This window comes from Micromonospora yangpuensis, from assembly GCF_900091615.1.
Classification (GTDB): domain Bacteria; phylum Actinomycetota; class Actinomycetes; order Mycobacteriales; family Micromonosporaceae; genus Micromonospora; species Micromonospora yangpuensis.
This window is the reverse complement of the sequence record NZ_FMIA01000002.1, coordinates 1,897,399-1,919,072: the sequence shown is the minus strand read 5'-3', so window position 1 is coordinate 1,919,072 and position 21,674 is coordinate 1,897,399. Positions and strand designations below refer to the sequence as shown.

Sequence of the window (21,674 nt, the reverse complement as noted above, 5' to 3'; positions counted from 1 at the left end):
CGAGCGGAGGTCAAATTCCAGTTCCAAGTACGTCCGGCTTCAGAGGGCCCGTCGAAAGATATGTCAACGTGGGTGGCGCCAAGATTGGGTATGGTGTGACCAATACGCCGATGGCGCATTCAATGTTCCAACCTACTGGAACCACAGCTGGGAGTGAGGTGCGGCGATGCCGATGCATGACCTCGATGTAGCTGCCAGGAAACTGATCGTCGCTAGTCAAGAAAGCGGGCTGAACGACAAGGTCGGTGCGATGCGGACATTTGTCGAGCGAGTCACTTTTGCCTCAGCTGATGAGATTGTGTCCGTTCTACGTGAAATTGCGACTGAAGACTGGATGGCGATGCCCCCGTGGGCTCGGAACCTGGCTTTTAGGCTGGCCTGCCTTCAGCTCCCCACTGACGTGGCGATCCTGCGGGAGGCAGCGGCTGACCTTCTGTCGTTCGGCCCCGATTGGGATGTGTATGCGTATGAACTGCAGGGTCAGGCTGACCGGATAGAGGGTGGCGGCGGTTAGATTTCCTTGTTCAAATAGAAGTCAATCAGATAAGATGCTAGATCAATGGGATGCTGAGTTGCGCGACTTCCTTCCGGGTTTGACGAATGGAACCCCCCTGGGGCTCATGCGGCTCTAGACCCCTGGATCTCGATCACAGCTGATGAGCAAGTTGCCGCTAGAAACCTGGCAGAGAACGAAAGATACCCCGGAAAAGAAATGCTCTGTTTCGCGGAGCGTCAAGATGCTGATGACGTCCGTGCGCCGTGCTCCGTTCTAGCGCAGAGTGTGTGGCAGGAAGAGTTTTGATTGTTCACGATTTTGCAAGTGCCGGCTCAGAGATAGGCGCCGTTTTCTCAGGTTTTTGGGAATGGCTTAAAGCGGCAGTCGAAGACATGATCGACACATCTCTGCACTTGGATGATCCGCGTTGAAGCGGCGGTCGCGTTAGTCTGGATGCACTAAACGTGTGATCGGAACTAGCTTGTTCGGTAGCTTTATGGTGGGGTGGTACGGAAAAAAGGAATGCGCGTTGTATTGGCAATCCGTCTCGTGGTGGTGGTTCGGCGGCGTCGAAGGGAGGTAGTTGCCGGACGAACAATTTCGTGCAGGGGACCACGGTCTTAATAGCTGATGGAATATGCTCGGATAGCCGGTTGTCGCGCCGTCGCGCCGGTTTTGGCGGGTCCATATATCAGAAGCGGCACCATCGCCACCGACGGCGACCACGGCACCGACACCGACAACCACCCCTTCTGGCAACCCGACCTCCGCCAATGGATCGACGCCACCAAGCTGAAAGCCGGACCGTGGCTCCAGAACAGCACCGGCACTCACGTCCAGATAACCGTCATCACCCGCTACACCACCCAACGCTCCACCGTCGCCAACACCCACACGTACCATGTACTCGCCGGCACGGCTCCGGTGTTGGTTCACAACTGCGGAGGCGAAGAGGCCAACGGATCGGAACGTATGATGCAGACCTCAACTACCTCAAAGAATGACAATTTCGCCATTCGGGCTATTGGGTGGCCCCCGTTGTCCGGATTCGATTCAGCTGATGAAGCGATAGGCCTGATCAGTGTTGGAGGTTTCCGGGAGAAGTTCCCGATGGGTTTGAGTTATTGGAGTGTTGATGAGTATGTTGCGAGTTGGAAGCGGGCGCTAGCACTCTTGGAGGATTCCGAGAATGCTGTGGCGTGCCTCGTTGCATCCATGGTCGATCCACAAAAAGGAAATTTTGTAAACTGTTGGCCCCTCTATCGGATTGGCGATACCGTCCTCGTGCAGAACGCCATCATCTTTCTCCAGGAGCTGAGTGCGGCCTTCGATCCGGACAAGCCATGGCTTTCTGTCGAACCGCATTCTGTTATGGACGAGAATGGAAATCGTATATCCGAATGGCCTGTGGCCTACTCTGACGTGCGACGTTTCTGCGACACCGGCCTTTTCCTGGCAAGTCGAAACGGTGGTGTCGGTGCGTAGTAGCAAACTGCCGAAGTTTGCCAACTTTCCTCGCAGTGCGCCGCTCCTCGGACCTAATTGTCAAGACATGAGGACGGGCGTGTCCTCAGCGCCGATGGCCGACGCCAGGTCGGGCGGGTTCGTGGGGACAACATCCTGGTAGGTGCGCAACATCTGTGACGGCAACTACCCGCAGCGCTACAAGGCGTCACAACAGACGACCTGCCGGCGGCTCTGGGGGCTTGCACCGGACGTGACGTCGCCACCGCCGCAGCCGTCCACCCCACCGACCGTGGCTGGTCCACACCGAACCGCAGCCCCGACAACGCCAACTGCGGTGAGGCGCGCTTCGGCGGCGGCCCGGTCGGGCGTACCGGACGAACAAGGACCGGAGCGGCCCCCGGGCGACGCCTGGGTCAGCTTCCTGCCCGCGATTCAAGGCCGACGAGGTCCGCCCAACTGAGCGACCAGCAGACCGGGTAGACCAGCCGTTGCTCGCCACCGACTGCCTGCCCGCCGGAACGTGCTCCGGCGCGGCACCGGCCGGCGCTGTCGAGCTCATGTCGGGGATGACCCAGGATGTCGGGGGACGACCCAGGATGCCGGGGACGACTCAGGATGTTGGCGGCGGCAGAGCCGGACCCGGTGCGGTTGCCTGCCCCGGGTCGGTCGCCGGGCACCCGCGCGCCCGTTCTCCGGCGACGTCGAGATGAAGGTCGCCGATCCGGACCACCACGTCGAGGTGGCCGCCGAGGCCGGTGACGTAGGCGAGCAGTGTGGCCAGGTTCGTCACCGCGCCGCTTTCGATCTGGCTGATCCGGGCCTGGGAGAGCCCGGCGGCCCCGGCCAGTTGGGTCTGGGTGATGCCGAGGTGCCGGCGGATCTCGGCCAACCGCGCGCCGCTGACCGGAGCGGTCATCTGCTCACATGCCCCCTTGCCGTTGATTCCTCGGCCTGGTCAGGCGTTTCGGTAACCGGGCGGAAAAGCGAGCCCCGAACCACATGGGAACGCGAGAATGCTACGCATCCCGGTCGATACAGTGAGCCGGGACACGAAACTCTCTCACTCGGTTCGACGGGCCGCCCTTCCACCGATCAACCATAGGAGGGCACCCGCCCGGGTCGCGCCCGGCAGGCGGCCCGCTGAACTCCGTGGCCGGGGTGCCGCGGAAGGGGGTAGAAGGTGGCGGCAGAGCCACCATTGTCGACCCGGTAGATGCCGCCTGAGCTGCGGCTTCGCGACGAACATAAGTGGTGCTTATATTCTCGGGCACCGACGACAACGGCCTGATGTGGTTACCGACTCAGCTCGACAGGGGCCATGATGCCCATTCGACCCGCGCGACGGAGTGACCCAAGACACCCGTACCGACAGCACTGATAAAGACCGCGCGAACATTTGTCCACCGTCACCGGCGTTTCGTGGCGATGAGGTGGGCCACAGATTTCGTACGGGTTTCCGTCGAACCGGCGTTGAACGCGGAACGTAGGTGGGGAGCAACGTCGACCAACGTCCGGGAGGGGCCCCGACATGACCGTGTACCACAGCATGCAGCACCGAGAACGCACCGGCGCGAACGCGCTCCTGGATGCGCCGACCCGGCCGGACCTCACCGACCGGACGACGCCCGCCGGACTGGATCGTGTCCGCGAGATCCAGGCCATCAACCAGGTCGTCGGCATCCTCACCGACCACGGGCTGCAGTCCTCGCCGCTGTACCGGGAGGCGTGCCGGGCCCTGGCGTTGGCGCGTACCCTGCGGCCGTTGACGGCCGGGCAGGTCGCGGCGCTGCGCCTGTCGGCGATCGCCAGCTACCGCCACCAGGAGGAGCGGGAGTGGCAGGAGTGGCGGGAACGCCACGACATCCCCAGGAGCGAGCCCAGCCGGCCGTTCGACCACCAGGACCACCACGAACACCACGAGCAGCAGCAGGACCACGACCGCAACGTCCTGCACCGGGCCAGATGACCGGGTACGACACGGTGATCGACCGGGCCGGCTGAGCACCACCGTCGGCACGGAACCCGGTGACCGAGACCGGCGCCGGGTTCCGGTCGACGGACCGGCTACGCCCCGTCCGGGTTCTGCCGAACGAAGGTCTCCAGCTCCGCGCCGACCACCACCGCCGTGTCGCGTACCTCGACCGCCCAGGTGCCGTACGGTCCGGCGTGCGAGTCGGTCCAGTCCCGCACGACGAGTCGCTCGGTGGTGACAACGCTCATGGCGGGCGATCTTAATGAGTGGCGTGGCAGCCGAGGGGGAATTACCGCGCGATGGGCAGCGCATGGCAGCGGACGAAACGGATCACCAGTGCCGCGTTCCGGCCGGTACGGGGTCGGGACCTGTCGCTGCACGCGGCGGCGATCACCTTCTACGGGGCGATCGCGGTGGTGCCGGTGGCACTGCTGGCGATCTGGTTGACCGGGCTGGTCGCCGGGGCGGACCGGGTCCGCCGGCTCACCTCGTACGCGGTGCAGACCCTGCCGGACGCGATCGGCGCGCCCCGGGCGGTGGACGCGCTGGTCAATGCCGGGGTGGAGTTGACCCCGCTGCTGGCGCTGGCCTCGCTGCTGCCCGCCTCGCTGTACGGCGAGGGGCTGCGCCGGGCGTTCGTCTCGGTGGCCCGGCCGCACCACGACGAGTCGCTGGTCGGCTGGCGGGGCCGGTTGTTGCTGCTGCCCCTGCTCGCCCCCGCCCCGGCCCTGCTGCTCAGCATCCTGATCGCCCTGCCCACCACCACCCGGCTGGTCGAGCAGGGCGGCTGGGTCGCCTTCGGCGGCATCGTGCTGTCGTTCCTGGGGGTGTGGCTGGTGCTGACCCCGGTGCTGCTCTGGGTGTTCCGGGTGGTCGGGCCGGCCTCGCCGGACTGGCTCTCCTCGCTCGGCGTCGGCTCGTTCACCGCGGCGAACCTCTCCGGCTTCCTGCACGGCTTCGTGCTCTTCTGCTCGCTGCCGTTGGACCTGGGCGTGCCGTTCGGCGGGTTCTTCGAGATCGGCGCGGGGGTGGCGGTGCTGCTCTGGCTGTACCTGTTCCACGTGATCGTGCTCGCCGGCTACTCCGCCACCCTGGCCCTGTCGGCCTGGCGGGCCGGTCGCGCCCGGGTCGCCCCGGCCGGCGAACCGCCCCGCCGGCCGGCCGGCGACGAGGCCACCGCCGGACCGCCCCGCCCGTCGGCCGGCGGAACCGCAGGTCAGGAACGGAAGGGGCCGGTCACCTCGTAGGTGATGCCGCCGCTGCCGCTGCTGGCCCCCGAGATGCCGCGCTGGGACGAGAAGTAGAGCCGCCGGCCGTCCGGGGAGAACGCCGGGCCGGTGATCTCGGAGCCGTCCTGCCCGACGATCCGTAGCATCGGGGCGACCACCCCGGCGGGAGTGATGATGTTGATCTCCAGGTTGCCGCCGTCCTCGGCCACGTAGAGGTCCCCGCCGCCGGTGCCGGTGATGTTGTCCACCCCGGTCAGCGGCGCGGTGCCGGCCGGCACGAGGTCGTCGTCGTACGCCAGGTCGATGCGCTGGTTGACCGCGTCGTACGCCCAGACCCGGTTGTCGCCCTTGGTGGTGAACCAGCAGGTGCCCCGGTCGTACCAGCAGCCCTCACCGCCGTTGAAGTGCTTCGCCGCGCCTACCTGGAGCCGGGTGGGGATCGGGACGCCGTCGCGGTCCGGCACGTCACGCCAGGTGACCGGCCCGGCGACCTGGTCGGCCGGGGCGCAGAGCACCTGCACCCGACCGGTCCGCAGGTCGCCCCAGGTGTCCGGGACGAACCGGTAGAAGCAGCCGTCGGGCTCGTCCTCGGTCAGGTACACCACCTGACGGTGCGGGTCGCAGGCGGCGGCCTCGTGGGTGAACCGGCCCATCCGGGTCCGCTCCTCGGCCGTCCGGCTGCCGTCCGGCCAGGTCTCGAAGACCCGCCCGAGCGGCACCTCCTCGCAGGAGAGCCAGGTACCCCACGGGGTCGCGCCACCGGCGCAGTTGACGTTGGTGCCACCGAGGATCCGGTACGCCGAGACGATCGAGGCGTCGGCGGCGAACCGGATCGCCGACGCGCCGCCGGTCAGCGGGATCTCCGAGTTGGAGACGTAGATCCAGCCGGTGCCGGCGGCGAAGCAGGCCCCGCCGTCGGGGGCCCGGTGCCAGACGTACGAGGTGCCGCCGACCCGCTGCCCGGAGCGGGCGACCACCCGACTGGTGAAACCGGCCGGCAACTGGATGCCGTTGGCGTCGGCGGCCAGCAGCGCCCCGTACGGGCTGGGGCCGGGCTGGGCGACGGCGGCGAACGCCTGCTGCCAGAGGGCCCCGGCGAAGGTGGCGGTCCCCGCGCCCAGGACGGTGGCGCGCAACACGGTACGACGGTCCATTCCGGCCTCCCGGTGAGTCGATGCCCGGAGGTGACCCTAGGGCTGCCGGGCATCGACCAACCCCACTACCGGGTGAACGTCGAGTGACCCTCCGCCGTCGACGTGGCGTCGGCCGCCAGCTCCTCGTCGGTGGCCTCCCGGATCCCCCACCGGCGGTAGACCCGGCCCAACGGGCCCGGCGCCCACCAGTTCCACCGACCCATCAGCCGCATGGTCGCCGGCACCAGCAGGATCCGGACCAGGGTGGCGTCGACCACGATCGCCACGATCATCCCGATGCCGATCAGCTTCAGGTACGTCATGCCGCCGGTGGCGAAGCCGGCGACCACGACGATCAGCAGCAACGCGGCGGCGGTGATGATCCGCCCGGTGTACTGCAGTCCGGCGGCGACCGCGGCGGTGTTGTCCCCGGTACGGTCCCACTCCTCACGGACCCGGGAGAGCAGGAACACCTCGTAGTCGGTGGCCAGGCCGAAGAGCACGGCGAGCATCAGGATCGGGTTGGTCGGCTCGATGAAGCCGGTCGGGGTGAAGCCGAGCAGCTCGGAGAGGTGCCCGTCCTGGAAGATCCAGACCACCACACCGAAGGACGCCCCGATCGACACCAGGTTCATCAACACCGCCTTGATCGGCAGCAGCACCGAGCCGAAGGCCAGGAAGAGCAGGACCAGGATGGCCACCGCCATCAGCACCGCCATCCAGGGCAGCCGGTCGACCAGGCTGTCCAGCAGGTCCCGGTCGGCGGCGGGACGCCCACCGACCAGCACCTCGGCGTCGTCCGGCGCGGGCAGGGCCCGCAGCGCCCGGACCGTGTCGTGGGCCTCCTCGCCGGTCGGCTCGCCCGGGTAACTGACCGCCAGCAGGGTCGAGTCGCCCCGGTTCGCCGTCGGGGTCACCCCGGTCACCCCCGGCAGCGCGGCGATCCGGTCGGAGAAGGCCTGTACGGTCTGCGCCGACGCGCCGGAGACCAGCACGTCGATCGGGGCGATGCTGCCACCGGGGAAGTCGCCGGCGATCCGCTCGGCCACCTGCCTCGGGGCGGCGTCGGCCGGCAGGACCCGCTCGTCGACCCCACCGAACTCGACCCGCAGGAACGGGGTGGCCAGGGCCAGCAGCAGGACCGTCACCCCGAGCAGGTACGGCACCGGCCGGCGCATCACGCTGTGCGCGATCCGGGCCCACGCGCCGGTGCCCGGCTCGGCCGGCCGGCCGGCACCCCGACGCCGCCACGGCAACGGCACCCGCAGCGCGTCGATCCGCCGCCCGAGCACCACCAGCAGGGCCGGCAGCACGGTCAGCGCGCCGAGCATGGCGACCAGCACCGCGGCCATCCCGCCCAGGGCGATGGACCGCAGGAACGCCTGCGGGAAGATCAGCAGGCTGGCCATGGCCAGGGCGATGGTCAACCCGGAGACCAGTACGGTCCGGCCGGCGGTGACCATGGTGCGGGCGATCGCGTCGGCCGTGCCCCGACCGTTGGCGACCTCCTCCCGGAACCGGCTGACCACGAAGAGCGAGTAGTCGACGGCCATCCCCAGCCCGATCAGCGTGATCACGTTGATCGCGAAGATCGACACATCGGTGAAGAGGTTGACCAACCGGACCGCGACGAACGCGCCGAGGATGGCCACCCCGCCGATCAGCAGCGGCATCGCGGCGGCGACCAACCCGCCGAAGATCAACACGAGCAGCACCAGGAGCACCGGCATGGAGATCAACTCGGCGCGGAAGATGTCCCGGGTGGTCTGCGTGTTGACCGTCTCCAGGAACGCCACCGCCCCACCGACCTCGGTACGCAGACCGGACGCGTCGAGCTGCGGACGCACCTGCTCGTACCCGGCGAGCTTGCCGTCCTCGTCACCGGCGGCCAACTGCACAAGCGCGTAGGTGGCCCGCCGGTCGGTGGAGACCAACGCCGGGGCCTGGGTGTCGTACCAGGTGGTGACGCTGGCGACGGCGGGATGCTCGCGGATCCCGGCGACGGTGGCCGCGACCGGCTCCCGGAAGGCCGGGTCGTCGACGCTGTGGTCCCGCGCCGACCAGAGCACGATCAGGTCGGCGCCCTGCGGCCCCAACTCGGCGGTGATCCGCTCCGCCGCCCGACTGGACTCGCTCGCCGGATCGTCGAACCCACCCCCGGAGAGCTGCCCGAACACGCCCGTACCCCAGGTCGCGCCGAGCACCACCAACGCCACCGCGGCGGCCAGCACACCCCAGCGGGCGCGCACCACCGTCCGTCCCCACCACCCGAACATCCATCGCCTCCAGGAAAGGAAGGGCCCCTTCTTAACGCATACGGTAGAGAAGGGTCCCCTTCTTACGCGCGGAGCCCTCCCCGCGCGGAGGGCCGCCCGCTCACGGAGGCCTGCCCGCGCGGAGAGCCGCCCGCGCGGAGAGCCGCCCGCGCGGAGAGCCGCTCTGCGCGGCACCCCGCCCACGCACGGAGGCCCACCACACGCAAGGCCACACCACACGCAAGGCCGCATCACGCACGTAGGCCGCACCACGCATGGAGGCCACACCACACGCAAGGGCCGCATCACGCACGGAGGCCGTACCGCACGCAAGGCCCGCACCACGCGCAAGGCCGCACCACGCGCAAGGCCGCACCACGCGCAAGGCCGCACCGGCGACGGGCGCGGTGGGGCGGGCGGTGGGCACTAGGATCGTGGGTGTGGAGGGTCAGCTGCCGGCGCGGGCCGATGTGGTGATCGTCGGGGCCGGGCACAACGGGCTGGTCTCCGCGATCCTGCTGGCCCGCGCCGGGCTCGACGTGCTGGTGCTGGAGGCCGCCGGGGTGATCGGGGGCGCCACCCGCACCGAACGGCCGTTTCCGAAGGTCCCCGGGTTACGTCACTCCACCGGGTCGTACCTGCTGGGGTTGATGCCGCCGGAGTTGCTGGCCACGCTCGACGTGCGGATCCCGGTGCTGCGCCGCGACCCGCACTACTTCCTGCCCACCCCGGGCGGCCCTGGCTCGCCGTACCTGTTGATGGGCAGTGACCAGGCGGCGACCCGGGCGCAGCTCGCGGAGTTCTTCTCCCCCGCCGACGTGGCCGCCGACGAGGCCATGCAGGCCGAGCTGGCCGCGCTGCGCGACGACCTCGCGCCGGCCTGGCTCGCCGACCCGCTGCCGGTCGCCGAGACCGCGCAGCGCTACGTCCGGCCGGCGCTGCGGCAGGTCTTCACCGACCTGGTCGGCGGCTCGGTCGCCGACTACCTGGCCCGCTTCGAGTTCCGCTCCGAGCTGCTGGTCAGCATGTACGCGGTCACCGACGGGCTGTCCGGGCTGAACGCCGGGCCGGACGACCCCGGGACGGGGCACAACTTCCTGGTGCACAACATGTGCCGGCTGCCCGGCTCCGGCGGCACCTGGATGATCGCCGAAGGTGGGATGGGCACCGTGTCGGGCACCTTCGCCGACGCCGCCCGCGCCGCCGGAGCCCGGATCGTCACCGGCGCACCCGTCACGGCGATCACCCTCGACGGTGGGGCGGCCAGCGGGGTGGTGCTCGCCGACGGGCGGGCGGTCCGCGCCGAGGTGGTGCTCGGCGCCTGCGACCCGTACCGGTTGATGGGGTTGTTGCCCGACGGTGCGCTACCGGAACCGCTCAGCGCGCGGATGGCGGCGGTGCGGCGTACCGGCACCACGCTCAAGCTCAACCTGGCCCTGCGCGGCCTGCCCCGGTTCTCCTGCCTGCCGCAGGACGCGCCGAGCCCGTTCGGCTCCACCATCCACCTGCTGCCCGGGTCGGCGTCGCTGACCGGTGGTGGGGGTGCGCCGCCGATGGCCGCGCTGCGCGCCATGTGGGACGACGTACGGGCCGGCCGGCTGCCCGCCGAGCCCACCATCGAGTGGTACCTGCACACCACCGTCGACCCGTCGCTGGCCGACCCGGCCGGGCACCACTCGTCGGCGCTCTTCGTCCAGTCGGTGCCGTACGATCTTGCCGACACCACGTGGGACGCGGCGCTGCCCGGCTACGTCGAGCGGCTGGTGCAGATCTGCGAACGGTACGCGCCCGGCACCGGCGACCTGATCGCCGACGCGGTGCCGCTGCCCCCACCCGGCATCGAGGCGCACTTCGGCATCACCGGCGGGCACATCCACCACGTCGACAACACCGTCTCGTTCGCCGACCGGATGCCGTACGCGACCGGGGTCGACGGGGTGTACGCGGGCAGCGCCGGCTGTCACCCGGCCGGCAGCGTGATCGGTGCCGCCGGCCACAACGCCGCCCGACGCATCCTCGCCGACCTCGACCACTGAGGGGTAAGGAAGGGCCCCCTGTTAACGCTTCCGGTCTAGCGGGGAACCCTTCTCACCATCGGTGACAGGAAGGGCTCGGCTACCGACTGCTGCCGTCGGGGCGCAGGGCGCGGTAGACCGCCCACGGGATGGTGGGGCGCTTCCAGCCGCGCCGTTCCAGGTAGCGGCGGGTGGCGGCCCGGGTGGTACGCACCGTGCGCAGCGAGTCCGTCCGGCGGGGCCGGTGCCGGGCGGCCGGCTCGATCAGTCGCCGCGGGCGCAGCATCCAGCCGTCCGTACCGCGGACCAGCTCACCGCGCACGTTGGCGTTGTGCAGGTTCCACAACTGCGCGTCGTGCTGGTGGACCAGCAGGCTGGCCGGGCCCTCGACGGGTTCCACCCCGTCCGGCACCACCACCCGGTAGCCGTCCGCGCCGACAGTCACGGTGGTGCGCACCAACAGCGGCGCCCCGCTTCCGTCCAGGGCCGCCAACACCACACTCGGGTACGCCGCCAGCACCTGCGCACCGACCAGGCCCTCGACCGGTGAGCCGCCCTCGGTCGACGTCGACGCCGCACCCCCGGCCGCCGTGGCGGTGGTGGTCGGCAGCGGACGGGTGGTCACCTCGGTCGGGGTGACGGTGATCAACAGCCGCATGAAGTAGAAGTCGGTGAACATGGTCGCCGGCCAGTTGAGGTAGGTACGGCTGACCGGCTGGCGCTGGAACATCTGCGCCCAGAAGGCGCCCAGGTCTCCGGTCGGCTCGGTGTGCACCTCGTCGGGGCAGTCCGCCGTGCCGCGTACCAGGATCTGCTCGGGCTGGGTCAGCCCGCTGGCCGTGGGGTCGGAAAAGAGCACCGCCACCCGGGGATCGCGGCGTACGTTGAACGCCTTCTGCGGGTACCCCAGGGAGGTGGTGATCATGATCGTGCCGTCCTGCCGGAGCAGCCCGGAGGTCGGCCAGGCGACCGGCGTACCGTCCTTGGCAAGCGTTGCCAGCTCACAGGTGCGGTAGGCGGAGATCGCCGTGCCGAGCGCGGATCCGGGCGCGATGCTTACGGAGGGCTGCTGCATGGCCAGCATCGTAGCCAGTGGATCAACTCGATGGCCGGGGCCGCTACGGAGCAGCTACGGAGCCGACTGCGGGGTCGCCTCCTCCTCGCCTACCCGGTGCGCCCGGACCTTGTGCCCCACGCTGGTCAGGCAGCGACCGCTGGGCAGGTCGAACTTCCAGCCGTGCAGCTGACAGGTGAGCTGGTCGCCCTCGACGATGCCGAACCGGCTCAGGTCGGCCTTCAGGTGCGGGCAGCGACGCTGCACGACCCAATCACCGAGGGTGATGTCCTCGGCGTCGACCGCCCGCTCGTGCTCGTCGTACCAGCCCTCGGCGTACTGGAGGCGCTCGGTGGAGAGGCACTTGAAGAAGGCGTACACGAACTCGTTGTACTGGCCGATCCGGGCCGCCGAGAACCGGCAGGAGAGGAAGAGCGAGTTGACCCAGTCCACCTCGCCGATGTGCAACAGGTGCTCGATCAGTGCCCGCTCGGTACGGAACCGGTACCGCACCTTCTCGTCGGCGTACGGACGGACCTCCTTGCCCGGGAAGTCCACCACGATCGACTCGACGCTCTCCCCACCCGAGCCGTCCGGGCTGACGAGGTCGAAGCGGACCGGGCCACCCACCCCCTTGGCCAGGTAGATCGACTCGTCGAGCAGCGGCTCGATCCGCCGCTTCATCTCCTTCAGGACGTCGATCTCCGGGTGCCGCCAGGACGCCTTCTCCGCCTCGATGACCGGCCGCTTGCGCTCGCGCATCTCTTCCAGGTGGGCGACCTTGTTGGCGAAGAACTCCTCGACCGGCTGCGGATGGGTGGTCGTCGCGCCGGAGGTGGTGACCTCGGCGACGCTGCCGGGCAGCAGCACGATGCCGTTGGTCCCGCCGACCTTGGCGTACTCGGCCAGGAAGACCGACTGGTCGGGGAAGATGTTCCCCTCGTCGCCGTGGATGTCGTTGAACTGCCACAACGCGTCGTCGAGGAAGCACGGCGGGCCGGCGATCGGGAAGACGTGCGAGGCCTTCAGGTCGTCGATGTAGCGCCAGGTCCGGTCGAACTGACGGTCCCGCTTCTGCTTGCCGAACGCGGTCTTGGCCGACTGCGGCAGTTCGTAGACCATCGGGTACCAGATGGCCCCGGAGAACTGGAGCAGGTGGGCGTGCACGTGCCCCAACTCGGTGAAGAGGCCCAGGTCGGTCGGGCGGGCGTCGTTCTGGTTGAGCAGCCGGACCCCGTCGTACTCCACCCAGAGCGAGGAGTCACCGATCGGACCGTCGGTGGGGCTGGTCAACGCCTGGATCATGATCTTCAGGCCGCCGTCGAGCTCGACGACCTGCTCGTTCGGGGCCTTGAGAAATTTGGTGAAGCCCAGCGCGCGAAACTCGTCCTCCATCTCGGAGGTGGGGAACTCGGGGAGCAGGACGGTGGCGTCCTTGCTGACGAAGTCCCGCAGGTGCTTCGCGTCGAAGTGGTCCCGGTGCAGGTGGGAGACGTACAGGTAGTCGACCTGTCCGAGGGTCTCCCAGTCCAGCAGGGAGTTGTCGGGGAAGGGGAACCAGGAGGCGAAGTAGGCCGGATTGACCCACGGGTCGCACAGGATGCTGCCCGCGGCCGTGTCGATCCGCATGCTGGCATGGCCCGTACCGGTCACTCGCACCGCAGTCTCCCTCAACAAGGCAATCAAGGCGTACGTCAGAACGCTACCGGAGGCAGTGTGGTCGACAACCCGCGACGCCGGTAGTGCCCTTCGCCCCGTGCCGAACGGCCCCTGCCGGCGGGTGGCACCGGCCCCGTGGTGGACCCTGCGCAGCCGCGACGGCCGGACGTGCCAGACTGATCGGAGATCCGCAGAGCGAGGGAAGGACCGACAGTGGCAGGCAGTGAGCCGGTAACGTCGCCCGATCAGCACAAGCCTGGACACCGGAAGGCCGGCCGGATCGGCGCGGTGGTCACCGCGCTGGCGATGCTGGCGATGATCTGCGGCAACCACGAGGGCAGGGTCGAGGATCTCTGGCTGGTCGGCATCGCCGTACTGCTGCTGGGCATTGTGATCGGCGACGTGGTGCTGCGCCGCAACGGTCTGCGTTCCTGACCCGACGCCCGCCGCTCGGGCGGTGATCCTGGCGACCTGTCGAAGGTAGGGGCCGCACCGATCGGTGCGGCCCCTACCTTCTCGTGCGTGTCGTGGCTCCCGGTCGCCGGCTCAGCGGCCGAAGAGGATGTCCTGGACGTCCTTGAGGGCCGAGTCGACCTCCGCCTCGAAGTACCCGCCGGGCACCAGACCGAAGCGGAGAGTGTCCAGGTCCTTCGGGTTGACCGGCATGGGGCCCCGCCCCGCCATCGCGCCGAGCAGACTCTCGAAGAAGTGGTCCACCTGGTCCGGGTCGTAGCCGCTACCGAACCGGCGTACCTGGAAACTGCGGCGGATCTGGTCGACCTGGTGCAGGTCGCTGCCGGGGGGACCGGCCATCGGCGGACCGATCATCGGCGGACCGGCGGGCGGCGGACCGCCCATCGGCGGTGGCGGGGCCATGGGTGGGCCACCTGGCGCCTGCGACGGCACCGGTGGCGGACCAGCCGGACCCCGGCCCCCGCGCAGCTCACGCAGCTCGTGTTCGGGCATCCTGATCTCGGCGGTCATGTCGGCCCGCCCGTGTCGACCGGCCTCGAAGCCGTCGAAGCGGGGCTCCTCCGGGCCGTACCCGCTGGGCCCGGCCGGCAGACCGCGCGGCGCGGGGCCGCCGTGACCACCCGGCCCCATCGGAGCGCCCGGGCCGCCCATCCCGGGCCCCGGACCGGTCGGCGTACGCGGTGCGTCGTACCCGCCGCGTTGCGGCGCGTCGTAGCCGGCGGCGAACCCGCCGGTGTTCTCCTCGTACCGACCGTAACGGTCCGGCGGCGGCCCGCCCTGCCCCGGCATGGCGCGGGGCGGCATCGGCTGCGGCCCGGGCGGCATGCCCCGGTCATCCCGCATCGGCGGACCCATCCGATCCGGGGGTCCCATCCGATCCGGCGGGCCCATCCGATCCGGCGGACCCATCCGATCAGGAGGTCCCATCCGATCAGGGGGTCCCATCCGATCAGGGGGTCCCATCCGATCCGGCGGACCCATCCGATCCGGCGGACCCATCCGGTCAGGGGGTCCCATCCGGTCAGGCGGACCCATCCGATCAGGAGGTCCCATCCGGTCAGGGGGGCCCATCCGATCCGGCGGACCCATGCGGTCGGGCGGGCCCATCCGGTCGAGGGCCATCCGGTCGGGGGGTCCGATCCGGTCGAGGGCCATCCGGTCCGGGGAACCCATCCGGTCCTCGCCGCCCCGGTCCGGCGGTCCCATGCGGTCGGGGTTCATCCGGTCCGGAGCCGTCCGCTCCGGCGGCGGGCCGAGTCGGTCGGGAGTCCGCGCCTCACCGCGGCCGGTGGCGGCGCCACCGCGCTCCTCCAGCTCGGCCAACTGTCGCTCGACCCGATCCAGATGGAGGTCGACCTGCCACTCGTCGTAGCCGTTGAAGCGAACCCGGAAGACGACGTCGTGGACCTCCTGGGAAGCCACCGGGGCACCGACGGACCGGCCGTCGAGGGTCGCTTCGACCCGGTCCAGGAAGGCGTCGACCTCGTCGACCTTGTACCCGCGGCGCAGCGCCTTGCGCCGGAACCGCTGACCCTGACTCGCCACTATGTCTCCTGGTCCTGTTCGCTACGACCGGTCACGCCGTTGCCTCCCCCGACGGCCCGGCGTCCCTGTCCTCGGTGGCGGCGAGCTGCCCACATGCTCCGTCGATCTCACGTCCCCTGGTGTCACGCACGGTGGTCGACACCCCGGCCGCGCGCAGCCGGCGGACGAACTCCCGCTCGACCGGCTTCGGGCTCGCATCCCACCGGCTGCCCGGCGTCGGGTTCAGCGGAATGAGGTTGACGTGGGCCAACCTGCCGGCCAGCAGCCGCCCGAGCAGGTCGGCCCGCCACGGCTGGTCGTTCACGTTTTTGATCATCGCGTACTCGATGGAGACCCGGCGGCCGGTGCGGCCCGCGTAGGCCCACGCGGCGTCCAGCACCTCGGCCACCTTCCACCGCTGGTTGACCGGCACGAGTTCGTCGCGCAGCTCATCATCGGGGGCGTGCAGGGACAACGCAAGGGTGACCGAGAGGTCTTCGTCGGCGAGCCGACGCATGGCCGGGACCAGCCCCACCGTGGAGACGGTGATGTGCCGCTGCGACAACCCGAGCCCCTCCGGTGCCGGCGCGACCAGCCGACGGATCGCCGTCAGCACCCGGGAGTAGTTGGCCAACGGCTCACCCATGCCCATGAAGACCACGTGCGACAGGCGTGGCGGGGAGCCGGCGACGGCTCCGGAGGCGGCCACCCCGGCGAGATACACCGCCTGGTCGACGATCTCGGCGGTGGAGAGGTTGCGGGTCAGGCCGGCCTGGCCGGTGGCACAGAACGGGCAGGCCATCCCGCAACCGGCCTGGCTGGAGATGCACACCGTCACCCGGTCGGGGTAGCCCATCAGCACGCTCTCCACCAGCGAACCGTCGTGCAGCCGCCAGAGCGCCTTGCGGGTGGCGCCGTCGTCGCAGGCCAACTCCCGCACCGGGTGCAGCAGCGGCGGCAGCAGCCGCTCGGCGAGGCGCTCCCGGGTGGCCGCCGGCAGGTCGGTCATCTGCTCCGGGTCCCGGACCAGTCGGCCGAAATAGTGGGTGGAGACCTGCCGGGCCCGGAACGCCGGCTCACCCAACTCGGTGACGACGGCCTGCCGGCCGGTCAGATCGAGGTCGGCGAGGTGACGGGGCGGCATGGCCGCCCGGCGGGCGGGCGCGTCGGAGGCGACGGGGATCAAGGGCAGACTCGTCATAGCAGGTCCAGTCTCCCACGTCGTGGACCGGACGCACCTGTCCGGAGGTGCCGAACCCACCCCGGTCGCCCGGTCGGCGGCGGCAGGGCAACGTGATTCATCCCTCAGCCCACCACCGGCACGAGGACCGCCAGGATGACGTACGCGGTCGGCACCGCGAAGAGAATCGAGTCCAGCCGGTCCATCAGGCCACCGTGGCCGGGCAGCAGGTTGCTCATGTCCTTGATCCCGAGATCCCTCTTGATCATGGATTCGGCCAGGTCACCGAGGACCGCGGCACCGGAGACGGCCACCCCGAAGAGAGCTCCCCACCACGGTGCCACGTCGAAGAGCAGCCAGATCAGCAGGGCGCTGCCGGCAGCGGCGGCAGCCACCGAACCAGCGAAGCCCTCCCAGGACTTCTTCGGGCTGATCGACGGGGCCATCGGACGCCTACCGAACGAGACCCCGGCCGCGTACCCACCGGTGTCGGAGAGGACCACCGCGACCACGGTCACCAGCACCCGCCAGTTCCCGTCGCCCTCGGCCCCGGCCAGCAACGCCGCGAAACCCGCCAGGAAGGGCACGTAGACCGCGATCAGCAGGGCCGGCACGAGATCCCGACGCAGATTGGCGAGGCCGTCGCCGAGCCGCCAGATCGTCGTGCCCAGCATGGTCACCAGCAGCCCGAGCACGAGCGCGTCCGGCCCGGCCCACCAGGCCATCCCCACCGTCAGCACCCCGCCGGCGAGCAGGGGCACCAGTGGCGGGCGGGCGTCGGTGCGGCCCACCGCCCGGGTCATCTCCCAGATGCCGATGCCCACCGCGGTGGCCAACACGGCGATGAAGCCGGGGATCCAGAGGAAGAGCGGGACGAGGACGGCCGCGCCGAGCCCCAGCCCGACACCGATCGCCGCCGGCAGGTTACGTCCGGCCCGGCTCGGTGGGAGCTGCTGGGTGGCGGGACGCTCGGCGCTGGCCCGGCGACGGCCCGGCTCACGCCGTCCCGGTGGCCGGTTCGGCAGCTCCGGCGGGCCGGACTCCACCTCGGGACCGGGCTCGACCCGGATCGGGGCGAACTGGGCGGTCGGTCGGTCGTCGGGCCGAGGTGGCGGATCCGCACCAGCCGGCAGGGGGAGCCGCTCCGGTGGCGGCTCCGCACCGGCCGACAGACGAAGCCGGTCCGGTGGCCCGGTGTACCGGTCGACCGCCGGCGGCCGGGAGTTCAGCGGAGCCGGCTCGATGTCCCGGTCCGGCCAGGGCAGCGTGGACCGGCCCTCGGGTCGTTCCCGACCACGCGGCTCGGCACTGCTGTAGGGGTCGAGGTGGGACATCACGTACCGAAGGGACGCGGTACAGGTACCACCACAGGACGCAAGAGCACAATCATCCCCTACCGGCGCGCGACTGTTCCGTTGATGTTGTCCGTCCCGACGGACGGAGGACCCCCGTTGGTTCGCCCGTGTCTGCCGGGAACCGTGCCGAGCCTACTGCACCCGCCTGCCGGACCGGGTGGACGAGGCTACCGCACCCGCCGCTCGACGCGGGGCCCAGATCACCGCGTCCAGCGCTCGGCGCGGGGCCCAGACCAGGTGCCGAACGACCGTGGCACCGGGGTACGCCCGGCTGTTGGCGCGGGCGTTCCGGTGCCACGACCGCCGACCGGGTCGGCGAGGACGTTCAGAGCCGACCGGGTCGGCGTACGGCGCTCAGACCTCGAGCAGCTCGGTTTCCTTGTGCTTGACCAACTCGTCGACGGTGGCCACGTACCGCTGGGTCAGGTCGTCCAGGTCCTTCTCGGCGCGGCGGCCCTCGTCCTCGCCGACCTCACCGTCCTTGACCAGGCGGTCCAGCTCTTCCTTGCCCTTGCGGCGGATGTTGCGGATGGCCACCTTGGCCTCCTCGCCCTTGTGCCGGGCGACCTTGATCATCTCGCGGCGGCGCTCCTCGGTCATCTGCGGGAGCAGCAGGCGCAGTTGGTTGCCCTCGTTGTTGGGGTTGGCACCGAGGTCGGAGTCGCGGATCGCCTTCTCCATGGCATTGATCTGCGAGTTGTCGTACGGCTTGATGATGACCATGCGCGGCTCGGGAATCCCGATGGACGCCATCTGGGGCAGCGGGGTCGGACTGCCGTAGTAGTCGATGATGACCTTGGAGAACATGGCGGCGTTGGCGCGACCGGTACGGATGGCGCCGAACTCCTCCTTGGCGTGCTCGACCGCACGCTCCATCTTCTCCTCGGCCTCGAGGAGGGTGTCGTCGATCACCGGTCTCCTCGCCTCCTTACTTGTGCTCGTCGTGGCTTGTCGTACCGGAGGACCGCTGCCGTCACTCAGGCGGTGATCAGGGTGCCGATCTTCTCGCCACCCACGGCTCGGATGATCGTTTCGTCGCCCTGTGCGCCGAAGACCAGCATGGGCAGGCCGTTCTCCATACAGAGGCTGAACGCCGCGGCGTCGGCAACCCGCAGGTTGCGCCGCAACACCTCGGAGAAGGTGATCGAGTCGAACTTGCTGGCGGTGGGATCGATGCGGGGGTCGGCGCTGTAGACGCCGTCCACCCCGTTCTTGCTCATCAGCACCACGTCGGCGTGGATCTCCAGCGCCCGCTGGGCGGCGACGGTGTCGGTGGAGAAGTACGGCATGCCGGCACCCGCGCCGAAGATGACCACCCGTCCCTTCTCCAGGTGCCGGATGGCGCGCAGCGGGATGTAGGGCTCCGCGACCTGGGCCATCGTGATCGCGCTCTGCACGCGGGTCTCGATGCCCTCCTTCTCCAGGAAGTCCTGCAACGCCAGGCAGTTCATCACGGTGCCGAGCATGCCCATGTAGTCGGCCCGGGCCCGGTCCATGCCGCGCTTCTGCAGCTCGGCGCCGCGGAAGAAGTTGCCTCCGCCGACCACCACCGAGACCTGCACGCCGCGTCGGGACACCGTCGCGATCTGCCGGGCGATCGCCTGTACGACGTCCGGATCGACCCCGATCGCCCCGCCACCGAAGACCTCGCCGGAGAGTTTCAGCACCACCCGACGGGCCCGGCCCGGTGGTGGCGCGGTCGGATCCTCCGCCGCAAGGCTCCGGTCTCTCACAACCTGCGTCATCCGCCCCGCCCTTCCTCACGCACGTCCCCGGTGCGCTTGCGTACTGCGAACCTGCCGCTGACGACCCTATGTGACGAGGAGGCCGCGGTGCCTGTCACGTACACCGGCGGCCTCCTCGTCGACGTTCCCACCCACGGACACCCCGGGTGTCCGTGGTACGGCTCAGGCCTGGCCGACCTCGAACCGGACGAAGCGGGTCACCTCGATGCCGGCCTCGGCCAGCACCTGCTTGACGGTCTTCTTGTTGTCGGCCACCGACGCCTGCTCGATCAGGACGTAGTCCTTGAAGAAGGCGTTCACCCGACCCTCGACAATCTTGGGCAGCGCCGCCTCGGGCTTGTTCTCCTCGCGGGCGGTCTGCTCGGCGATGCGGCGCTCGGCGTCGACCAGGTCGGCGGGCACCTCGTCCCGGGTGAGGTACTTCGGCCGCATCGCGGCGATCTGCATGGCCACGGCCCGGGCGTCGGAGTCCCCGGCCTCGTCGGCCTTGCCGGTGTACTCCACCAGCACCCCGACGGCCGGGGGCAGGTCCTGGCTCTTGCGGTGCAGGTAGACGGCGAAGGTGCCGTCGACCTTGGCGAAGCGGTTCAGCACCAGCTTCTCACCGATCTTGGCCGACTGCTCCTGCACCACGTCGGCGACGGTCTTGCCGTCCAGCGTCGAGGCGAGCAGCTCCTCGGCGTTCTGGGCGCCGCTACGCTCACCGTGCTCGACCAGCTGCTGGGCCAGGGCGATGAAGGCGTCGGTCTTGGCGACGAAGTCGGTCTCGCAGTTGAGCTCCAGCAGGGCCTTGCCGGAGTGGGCGATCAGGCCGTTGGCGGCGGTCCGACCGGCCCGCTTGCCCACGTCCTTGGCACCCTTGACGCGCAGGATCTCGATGGCCTTGTCGAAGTCGCCCTCGGCGTCGGTAAGCGCCTTCTTGGAGTCCATCATGCCGGCGCCGGTCAGGTCGCGGAGCCGCTTGACGTCTGCGGCGGTGAAGTTGGACATGACTCTCTCTTCGGTATCTGGGACTGCGGTGGGTTGGTCTGGGGTGCTTACCCGGAACCGGAGCGGATGTGCCCGGCGTACCGGCCGCTGTCCGCCGTCAGGAACCGACGGCGGACAGCGGCGGTGCGGTCACTCCGCGGCGGCGGCCGCCGGCTGCTCGACCTTCGGCTCCGACGGCTCGTCGGCCTTCGGCTCGTCGGCGGCCTTCGGCTCGTCGGCCTTGGGCTCGTCGGCCTTCTTGGGCTCCTCGAGCAGCTCGCGCTCCCACTCGGCCAGCGGCTCGTCGGCACCGACCTGGCCCGGCTCGGGCTTCTCGTCGCTACCGCGACGGCGGCCCGAACGGGCGATCAGGCCGTCGGCGACGGCGGCGGCCACGACCCGGGTCAGCAGCTCGGCCGAGCGGATCGCGTCGTCGTTGCCCGGGATCGGGAAGTCGACCTCGTCCGGGTCGCAGTTGGTGTCGAGCACCGCGATCACCGGGATGCCCAGCTTGCGGGCCTCGTCGACGGCGATGTGCTCCTTCTTGGTGTCGACCACCCAGATCGCGGCCGGCAGCTTCTGCATGTCCCGCAGACCACCCAGGGTACGGGTGAGCTTGATCTTCTCGCGGGAGAGCTGCAGGGTCTCCTTCTTGGTGTAGCCGGCGGTGGTGCCGCTCAGGTCACCGAGGGCCTCCAGCTCCTTCATCCGCTGCAGCCGCTTGTACACCGTCTGGAAGTTGGTGAGCATGCCACCGAGCCAGCGGTGGTTGACGTACGGCTGGCCGACCCGGGTCGCCTGCTCGGCGATGGCCTCCTGGGCCTGCTTCTTGGTGCCGACGAAGAGGATGCTGCCGCCCTCGGCGACCGTGCCCCGCACGAACTCGAACGCCTTCTCGATGTAGTCGAGCGTCTGGCGCAGGTCGATGATGTAGATACCGTTGCGCTCGGTGAAGATGAACCGCTTCATCTTCGGGTTCCAGCGCCGGGTCTGGTGCCCGAAGTGGACACCGCTTTCCAGCAGCTGACGCATGGTCACGACGGCCATGGTGGGGTACTCCTATTGTCCCTGGTTGTCCCGTCCGGCCGGCGGCCGGACGCCTGGCGCCCGGTCGTCGGCCATGGTGGGCCCGATCAAGATCGGGACC

19 protein-coding genes are annotated in these 21,674 nt (G+C 69.7%); 6 read left to right on the top strand and 13 right to left on the bottom strand.

Features of this window, described 5'->3' with window-relative positions; translation table 11 throughout:
* Positions 1-166: 166 nt before the first annotated feature.
* Together GA0070617_RS08885 and GA0070617_RS31025 are read left to right on the top strand one after the other, a co-directional pair.
* On the top strand, positions 167-514 hold the full coding sequence (locus GA0070617_RS08885; RefSeq protein ID WP_091435526.1) for a hypothetical protein: 348 nt from the start codon (positions 167-169) through the stop codon (positions 512-514).
* A gap of 612 nt (positions 515-1,126) precedes the next feature.
* Complete coding sequence (locus GA0070617_RS31025; protein WP_217628778.1) at positions 1,127-1,981, top strand: hypothetical protein; 855 nt, start codon at positions 1,127-1,129, stop codon at positions 1,979-1,981.
* Between the two features lie 592 nt (positions 1,982-2,573).
* Here the strand turns inward: GA0070617_RS31025 and GA0070617_RS08875 are convergent.
* A complete protein-coding gene (locus GA0070617_RS08875) occupies positions 2,574-2,879 on the bottom strand; it encodes a helix-turn-helix domain-containing protein (protein WP_091435525.1) in 306 nt (101 codons plus the stop codon).
* A 612-nt stretch (positions 2,880-3,491) separates the two neighbouring features.
* Here GA0070617_RS08875 and GA0070617_RS08870 point away from each other — a divergent pair.
* A complete protein-coding gene (locus GA0070617_RS08870) occupies positions 3,492-3,929 on the top strand; it encodes a hypothetical protein (protein ID WP_091435524.1) in 438 nt (145 codons plus the stop codon).
* A gap of 98 nt (positions 3,930-4,027) precedes the next feature.
* Here the strand turns inward: GA0070617_RS08870 and GA0070617_RS30460 are convergent, their stop codons facing one another.
* Positions 4,028-4,183 carry a hypothetical protein gene (locus GA0070617_RS30460; RefSeq protein WP_175440473.1) on the bottom strand — a complete coding sequence of 52 codons (156 nt, stop codon included), beginning with the start codon at positions 4,181-4,183 and terminating at the stop codon, positions 4,028-4,030.
* Positions 4,184-4,234: 51 nt separating this feature from the next.
* On the opposite strand from GA0070617_RS30460, the gene GA0070617_RS08865 reads away from it, so the two are divergent.
* Positions 4,235-5,182, top strand: a complete 948-nt coding sequence (locus tag GA0070617_RS08865) for a YhjD/YihY/BrkB family envelope integrity protein (RefSeq protein ID WP_091435523.1) — start codon at positions 4,235-4,237, stop codon at positions 5,180-5,182.
* On the opposite strand, the gene GA0070617_RS08860 is transcribed toward GA0070617_RS08865, so the two are convergent.
* Together GA0070617_RS08860 and GA0070617_RS08855 are read right to left on the bottom strand one after the other, a co-directional pair.
* Positions 5,152-6,318, bottom strand: coding sequence for an alkaline phosphatase PhoX (locus tag GA0070617_RS08860; protein ID WP_091435522.1), 1,167 nt, complete (start codon positions 6,316-6,318; stop codon positions 5,152-5,154). The two genes, GA0070617_RS08865 and GA0070617_RS08860, sit on opposite strands and share 31 nt — an antisense overlap.
* A gap of 65 nt (positions 6,319-6,383) precedes the next feature.
* Positions 6,384-8,573 (bottom strand): MMPL family transporter, encoded by a 2,190-nt coding sequence (locus tag GA0070617_RS08855; protein ID WP_091435521.1) that lies wholly within the window; start codon positions 8,571-8,573, stop codon positions 6,384-6,386.
* A 419-nt stretch (positions 8,574-8,992) separates the two neighbouring features.
* Here GA0070617_RS08855 and GA0070617_RS08850 point away from each other — a divergent pair, with 419 nt between their 5' ends.
* Positions 8,993-10,588 carry a phytoene desaturase family protein gene (locus GA0070617_RS08850; protein ID WP_373868284.1) on the top strand — a complete coding sequence of 532 codons (1,596 nt, stop codon included), beginning with the start codon at positions 8,993-8,995 and terminating at the stop codon, positions 10,586-10,588.
* Positions 10,589-10,667: 79 nt separating this feature from the next.
* Here the strand turns inward: GA0070617_RS08850 and GA0070617_RS08845 are convergent, their stop codons facing one another.
* The gene (locus tag GA0070617_RS08845) at positions 10,668-11,642 is read right to left on the bottom strand and encodes a pyridoxamine 5'-phosphate oxidase family protein (RefSeq protein WP_091446123.1); all 975 of its coding nucleotides are present in this window, start codon (positions 11,640-11,642) and stop codon (positions 10,668-10,670) included.
* Positions 11,643-11,696: 54 nt separating this feature from the next.
* The gene (locus GA0070617_RS08840) at positions 11,697-13,280 is read right to left on the bottom strand and encodes a Rieske 2Fe-2S domain-containing protein (RefSeq protein ID WP_091435519.1); all 1,584 of its coding nucleotides are present in this window, start codon (positions 13,278-13,280) and stop codon (positions 11,697-11,699) included.
* Positions 13,281-13,493: 213 nt separating this feature from the next.
* Between GA0070617_RS08840 and GA0070617_RS08835 the strand changes: the two genes are divergently transcribed.
* Positions 13,494-13,715 (top strand): DUF2631 domain-containing protein, encoded by a 222-nt coding sequence (locus GA0070617_RS08835; RefSeq protein ID WP_091435518.1) that lies wholly within the window; start codon positions 13,494-13,496, stop codon positions 13,713-13,715.
* 111 nt (positions 13,716-13,826) lie between these two features.
* Here the strand turns inward: GA0070617_RS08835 and GA0070617_RS08830 are convergent, their stop codons facing one another.
* The 7 genes from GA0070617_RS08830 to rpsB all read right to left on the bottom strand — a co-directional run bounded on the left by GA0070617_RS08830 (position 13,827) and on the right by rpsB (position 21,574).
* Positions 13,827-15,299, bottom strand: a complete 1,473-nt coding sequence (locus GA0070617_RS08830) for a DivIVA domain-containing protein (RefSeq protein ID WP_091435517.1) — start codon at positions 15,297-15,299, stop codon at positions 13,827-13,829.
* Between the two features lie 31 nt (positions 15,300-15,330).
* Complete coding sequence (gene rlmN, locus GA0070617_RS08825; RefSeq protein WP_091435516.1) at positions 15,331-16,479, bottom strand: dual-specificity RNA methyltransferase RlmN; 1,149 nt, start codon at positions 16,477-16,479, stop codon at positions 15,331-15,333.
* 104 nt (positions 16,480-16,583) lie between these two features.
* Positions 16,584-17,792 carry a phosphatidate cytidylyltransferase gene (locus tag GA0070617_RS08820; RefSeq protein WP_091435515.1) on the bottom strand — a complete coding sequence of 403 codons (1,209 nt, stop codon included), beginning with the start codon at positions 17,790-17,792 and terminating at the stop codon, positions 16,584-16,586.
* A 375-nt stretch (positions 17,793-18,167) separates the two neighbouring features.
* Entirely contained in the window at positions 18,168-18,725 is a 558-nt protein-coding gene (gene frr, locus GA0070617_RS08815) for a ribosome recycling factor (RefSeq protein WP_091435514.1), read from the bottom strand.
* Between the two features lie 65 nt (positions 18,726-18,790).
* A complete protein-coding gene (gene pyrH, locus GA0070617_RS08810; RefSeq protein ID WP_091435513.1) occupies positions 18,791-19,558 on the bottom strand; it encodes a UMP kinase in 768 nt (255 codons plus the stop codon).
* Between the two features lie 162 nt (positions 19,559-19,720).
* On the bottom strand, positions 19,721-20,548 hold the full coding sequence (tsf, locus tag GA0070617_RS08805) for a translation elongation factor Ts (RefSeq protein WP_091435512.1): 828 nt from the start codon (positions 20,546-20,548) through the stop codon (positions 19,721-19,723).
* Positions 20,549-20,677: 129 nt separating this feature from the next.
* Entirely contained in the window at positions 20,678-21,574 is an 897-nt protein-coding gene (gene rpsB, locus GA0070617_RS08800; protein WP_091435511.1) for a 30S ribosomal protein S2, read from the bottom strand.
* Between the last annotated feature and the right edge of the window lie 100 nt (positions 21,575-21,674).

Coding starts and splice junctions, on each gene's coding strand:
- rlmN (WP_091435516.1), bottom strand. CDS start 16,479: ATGACGAGTCTGCCCTTGATCCCCGTCGCCTCCGACGCGCCCGCCCGC.
- GA0070617_RS08855 (WP_091435521.1), bottom strand. CDS start 8,573: ATGTTCGGGTGGTGGGGACGGACGGTGGTGCGCGCCCGCTGGGGTGTG.
- GA0070617_RS08875 (WP_091435525.1), bottom strand. CDS start 2,879: ATGACCGCTCCGGTCAGCGGCGCGCGGTTGGCCGAGATCCGCCGGCAC.
- GA0070617_RS08860 (WP_091435522.1), bottom strand. CDS start 6,318: ATGGACCGTCGTACCGTGTTGCGCGCCACCGTCCTGGGCGCGGGGACC.
- GA0070617_RS08865 (WP_091435523.1), top strand. CDS start 4,235: ATGGGCAGCGCATGGCAGCGGACGAAACGGATCACCAGTGCCGCGTTC.
- GA0070617_RS08820 (WP_091435515.1), bottom strand. CDS start 17,792: ATGTCCCACCTCGACCCCTACAGCAGTGCCGAGCCGCGTGGTCGGGAA.
- pyrH (WP_091435513.1), bottom strand. CDS start 19,558: ATGACGCAGGTTGTGAGAGACCGGAGCCTTGCGGCGGAGGATCCGACC.
- GA0070617_RS31025 (WP_217628778.1), top strand. CDS start 1,127: ATGGAATATGCTCGGATAGCCGGTTGTCGCGCCGTCGCGCCGGTTTTG.
- tsf (WP_091435512.1), bottom strand. CDS start 20,548: ATGTCCAACTTCACCGCCGCAGACGTCAAGCGGCTCCGCGACCTGACC.
- GA0070617_RS08885 (WP_091435526.1), top strand. CDS start 167: ATGCCGATGCATGACCTCGATGTAGCTGCCAGGAAACTGATCGTCGCT.
- rpsB (WP_091435511.1), bottom strand. CDS start 21,574: ATGGCCGTCGTGACCATGCGTCAGCTGCTGGAAAGCGGTGTCCACTTC.
- GA0070617_RS30460 (WP_175440473.1), bottom strand. CDS start 4,183: ATGAGCGTTGTCACCACCGAGCGACTCGTCGTGCGGGACTGGACCGAC.
- GA0070617_RS08845 (WP_091446123.1), bottom strand. CDS start 11,642: ATGCAGCAGCCCTCCGTAAGCATCGCGCCCGGATCCGCGCTCGGCACG.
- GA0070617_RS08870 (WP_091435524.1), top strand. CDS start 3,492: ATGACCGTGTACCACAGCATGCAGCACCGAGAACGCACCGGCGCGAAC.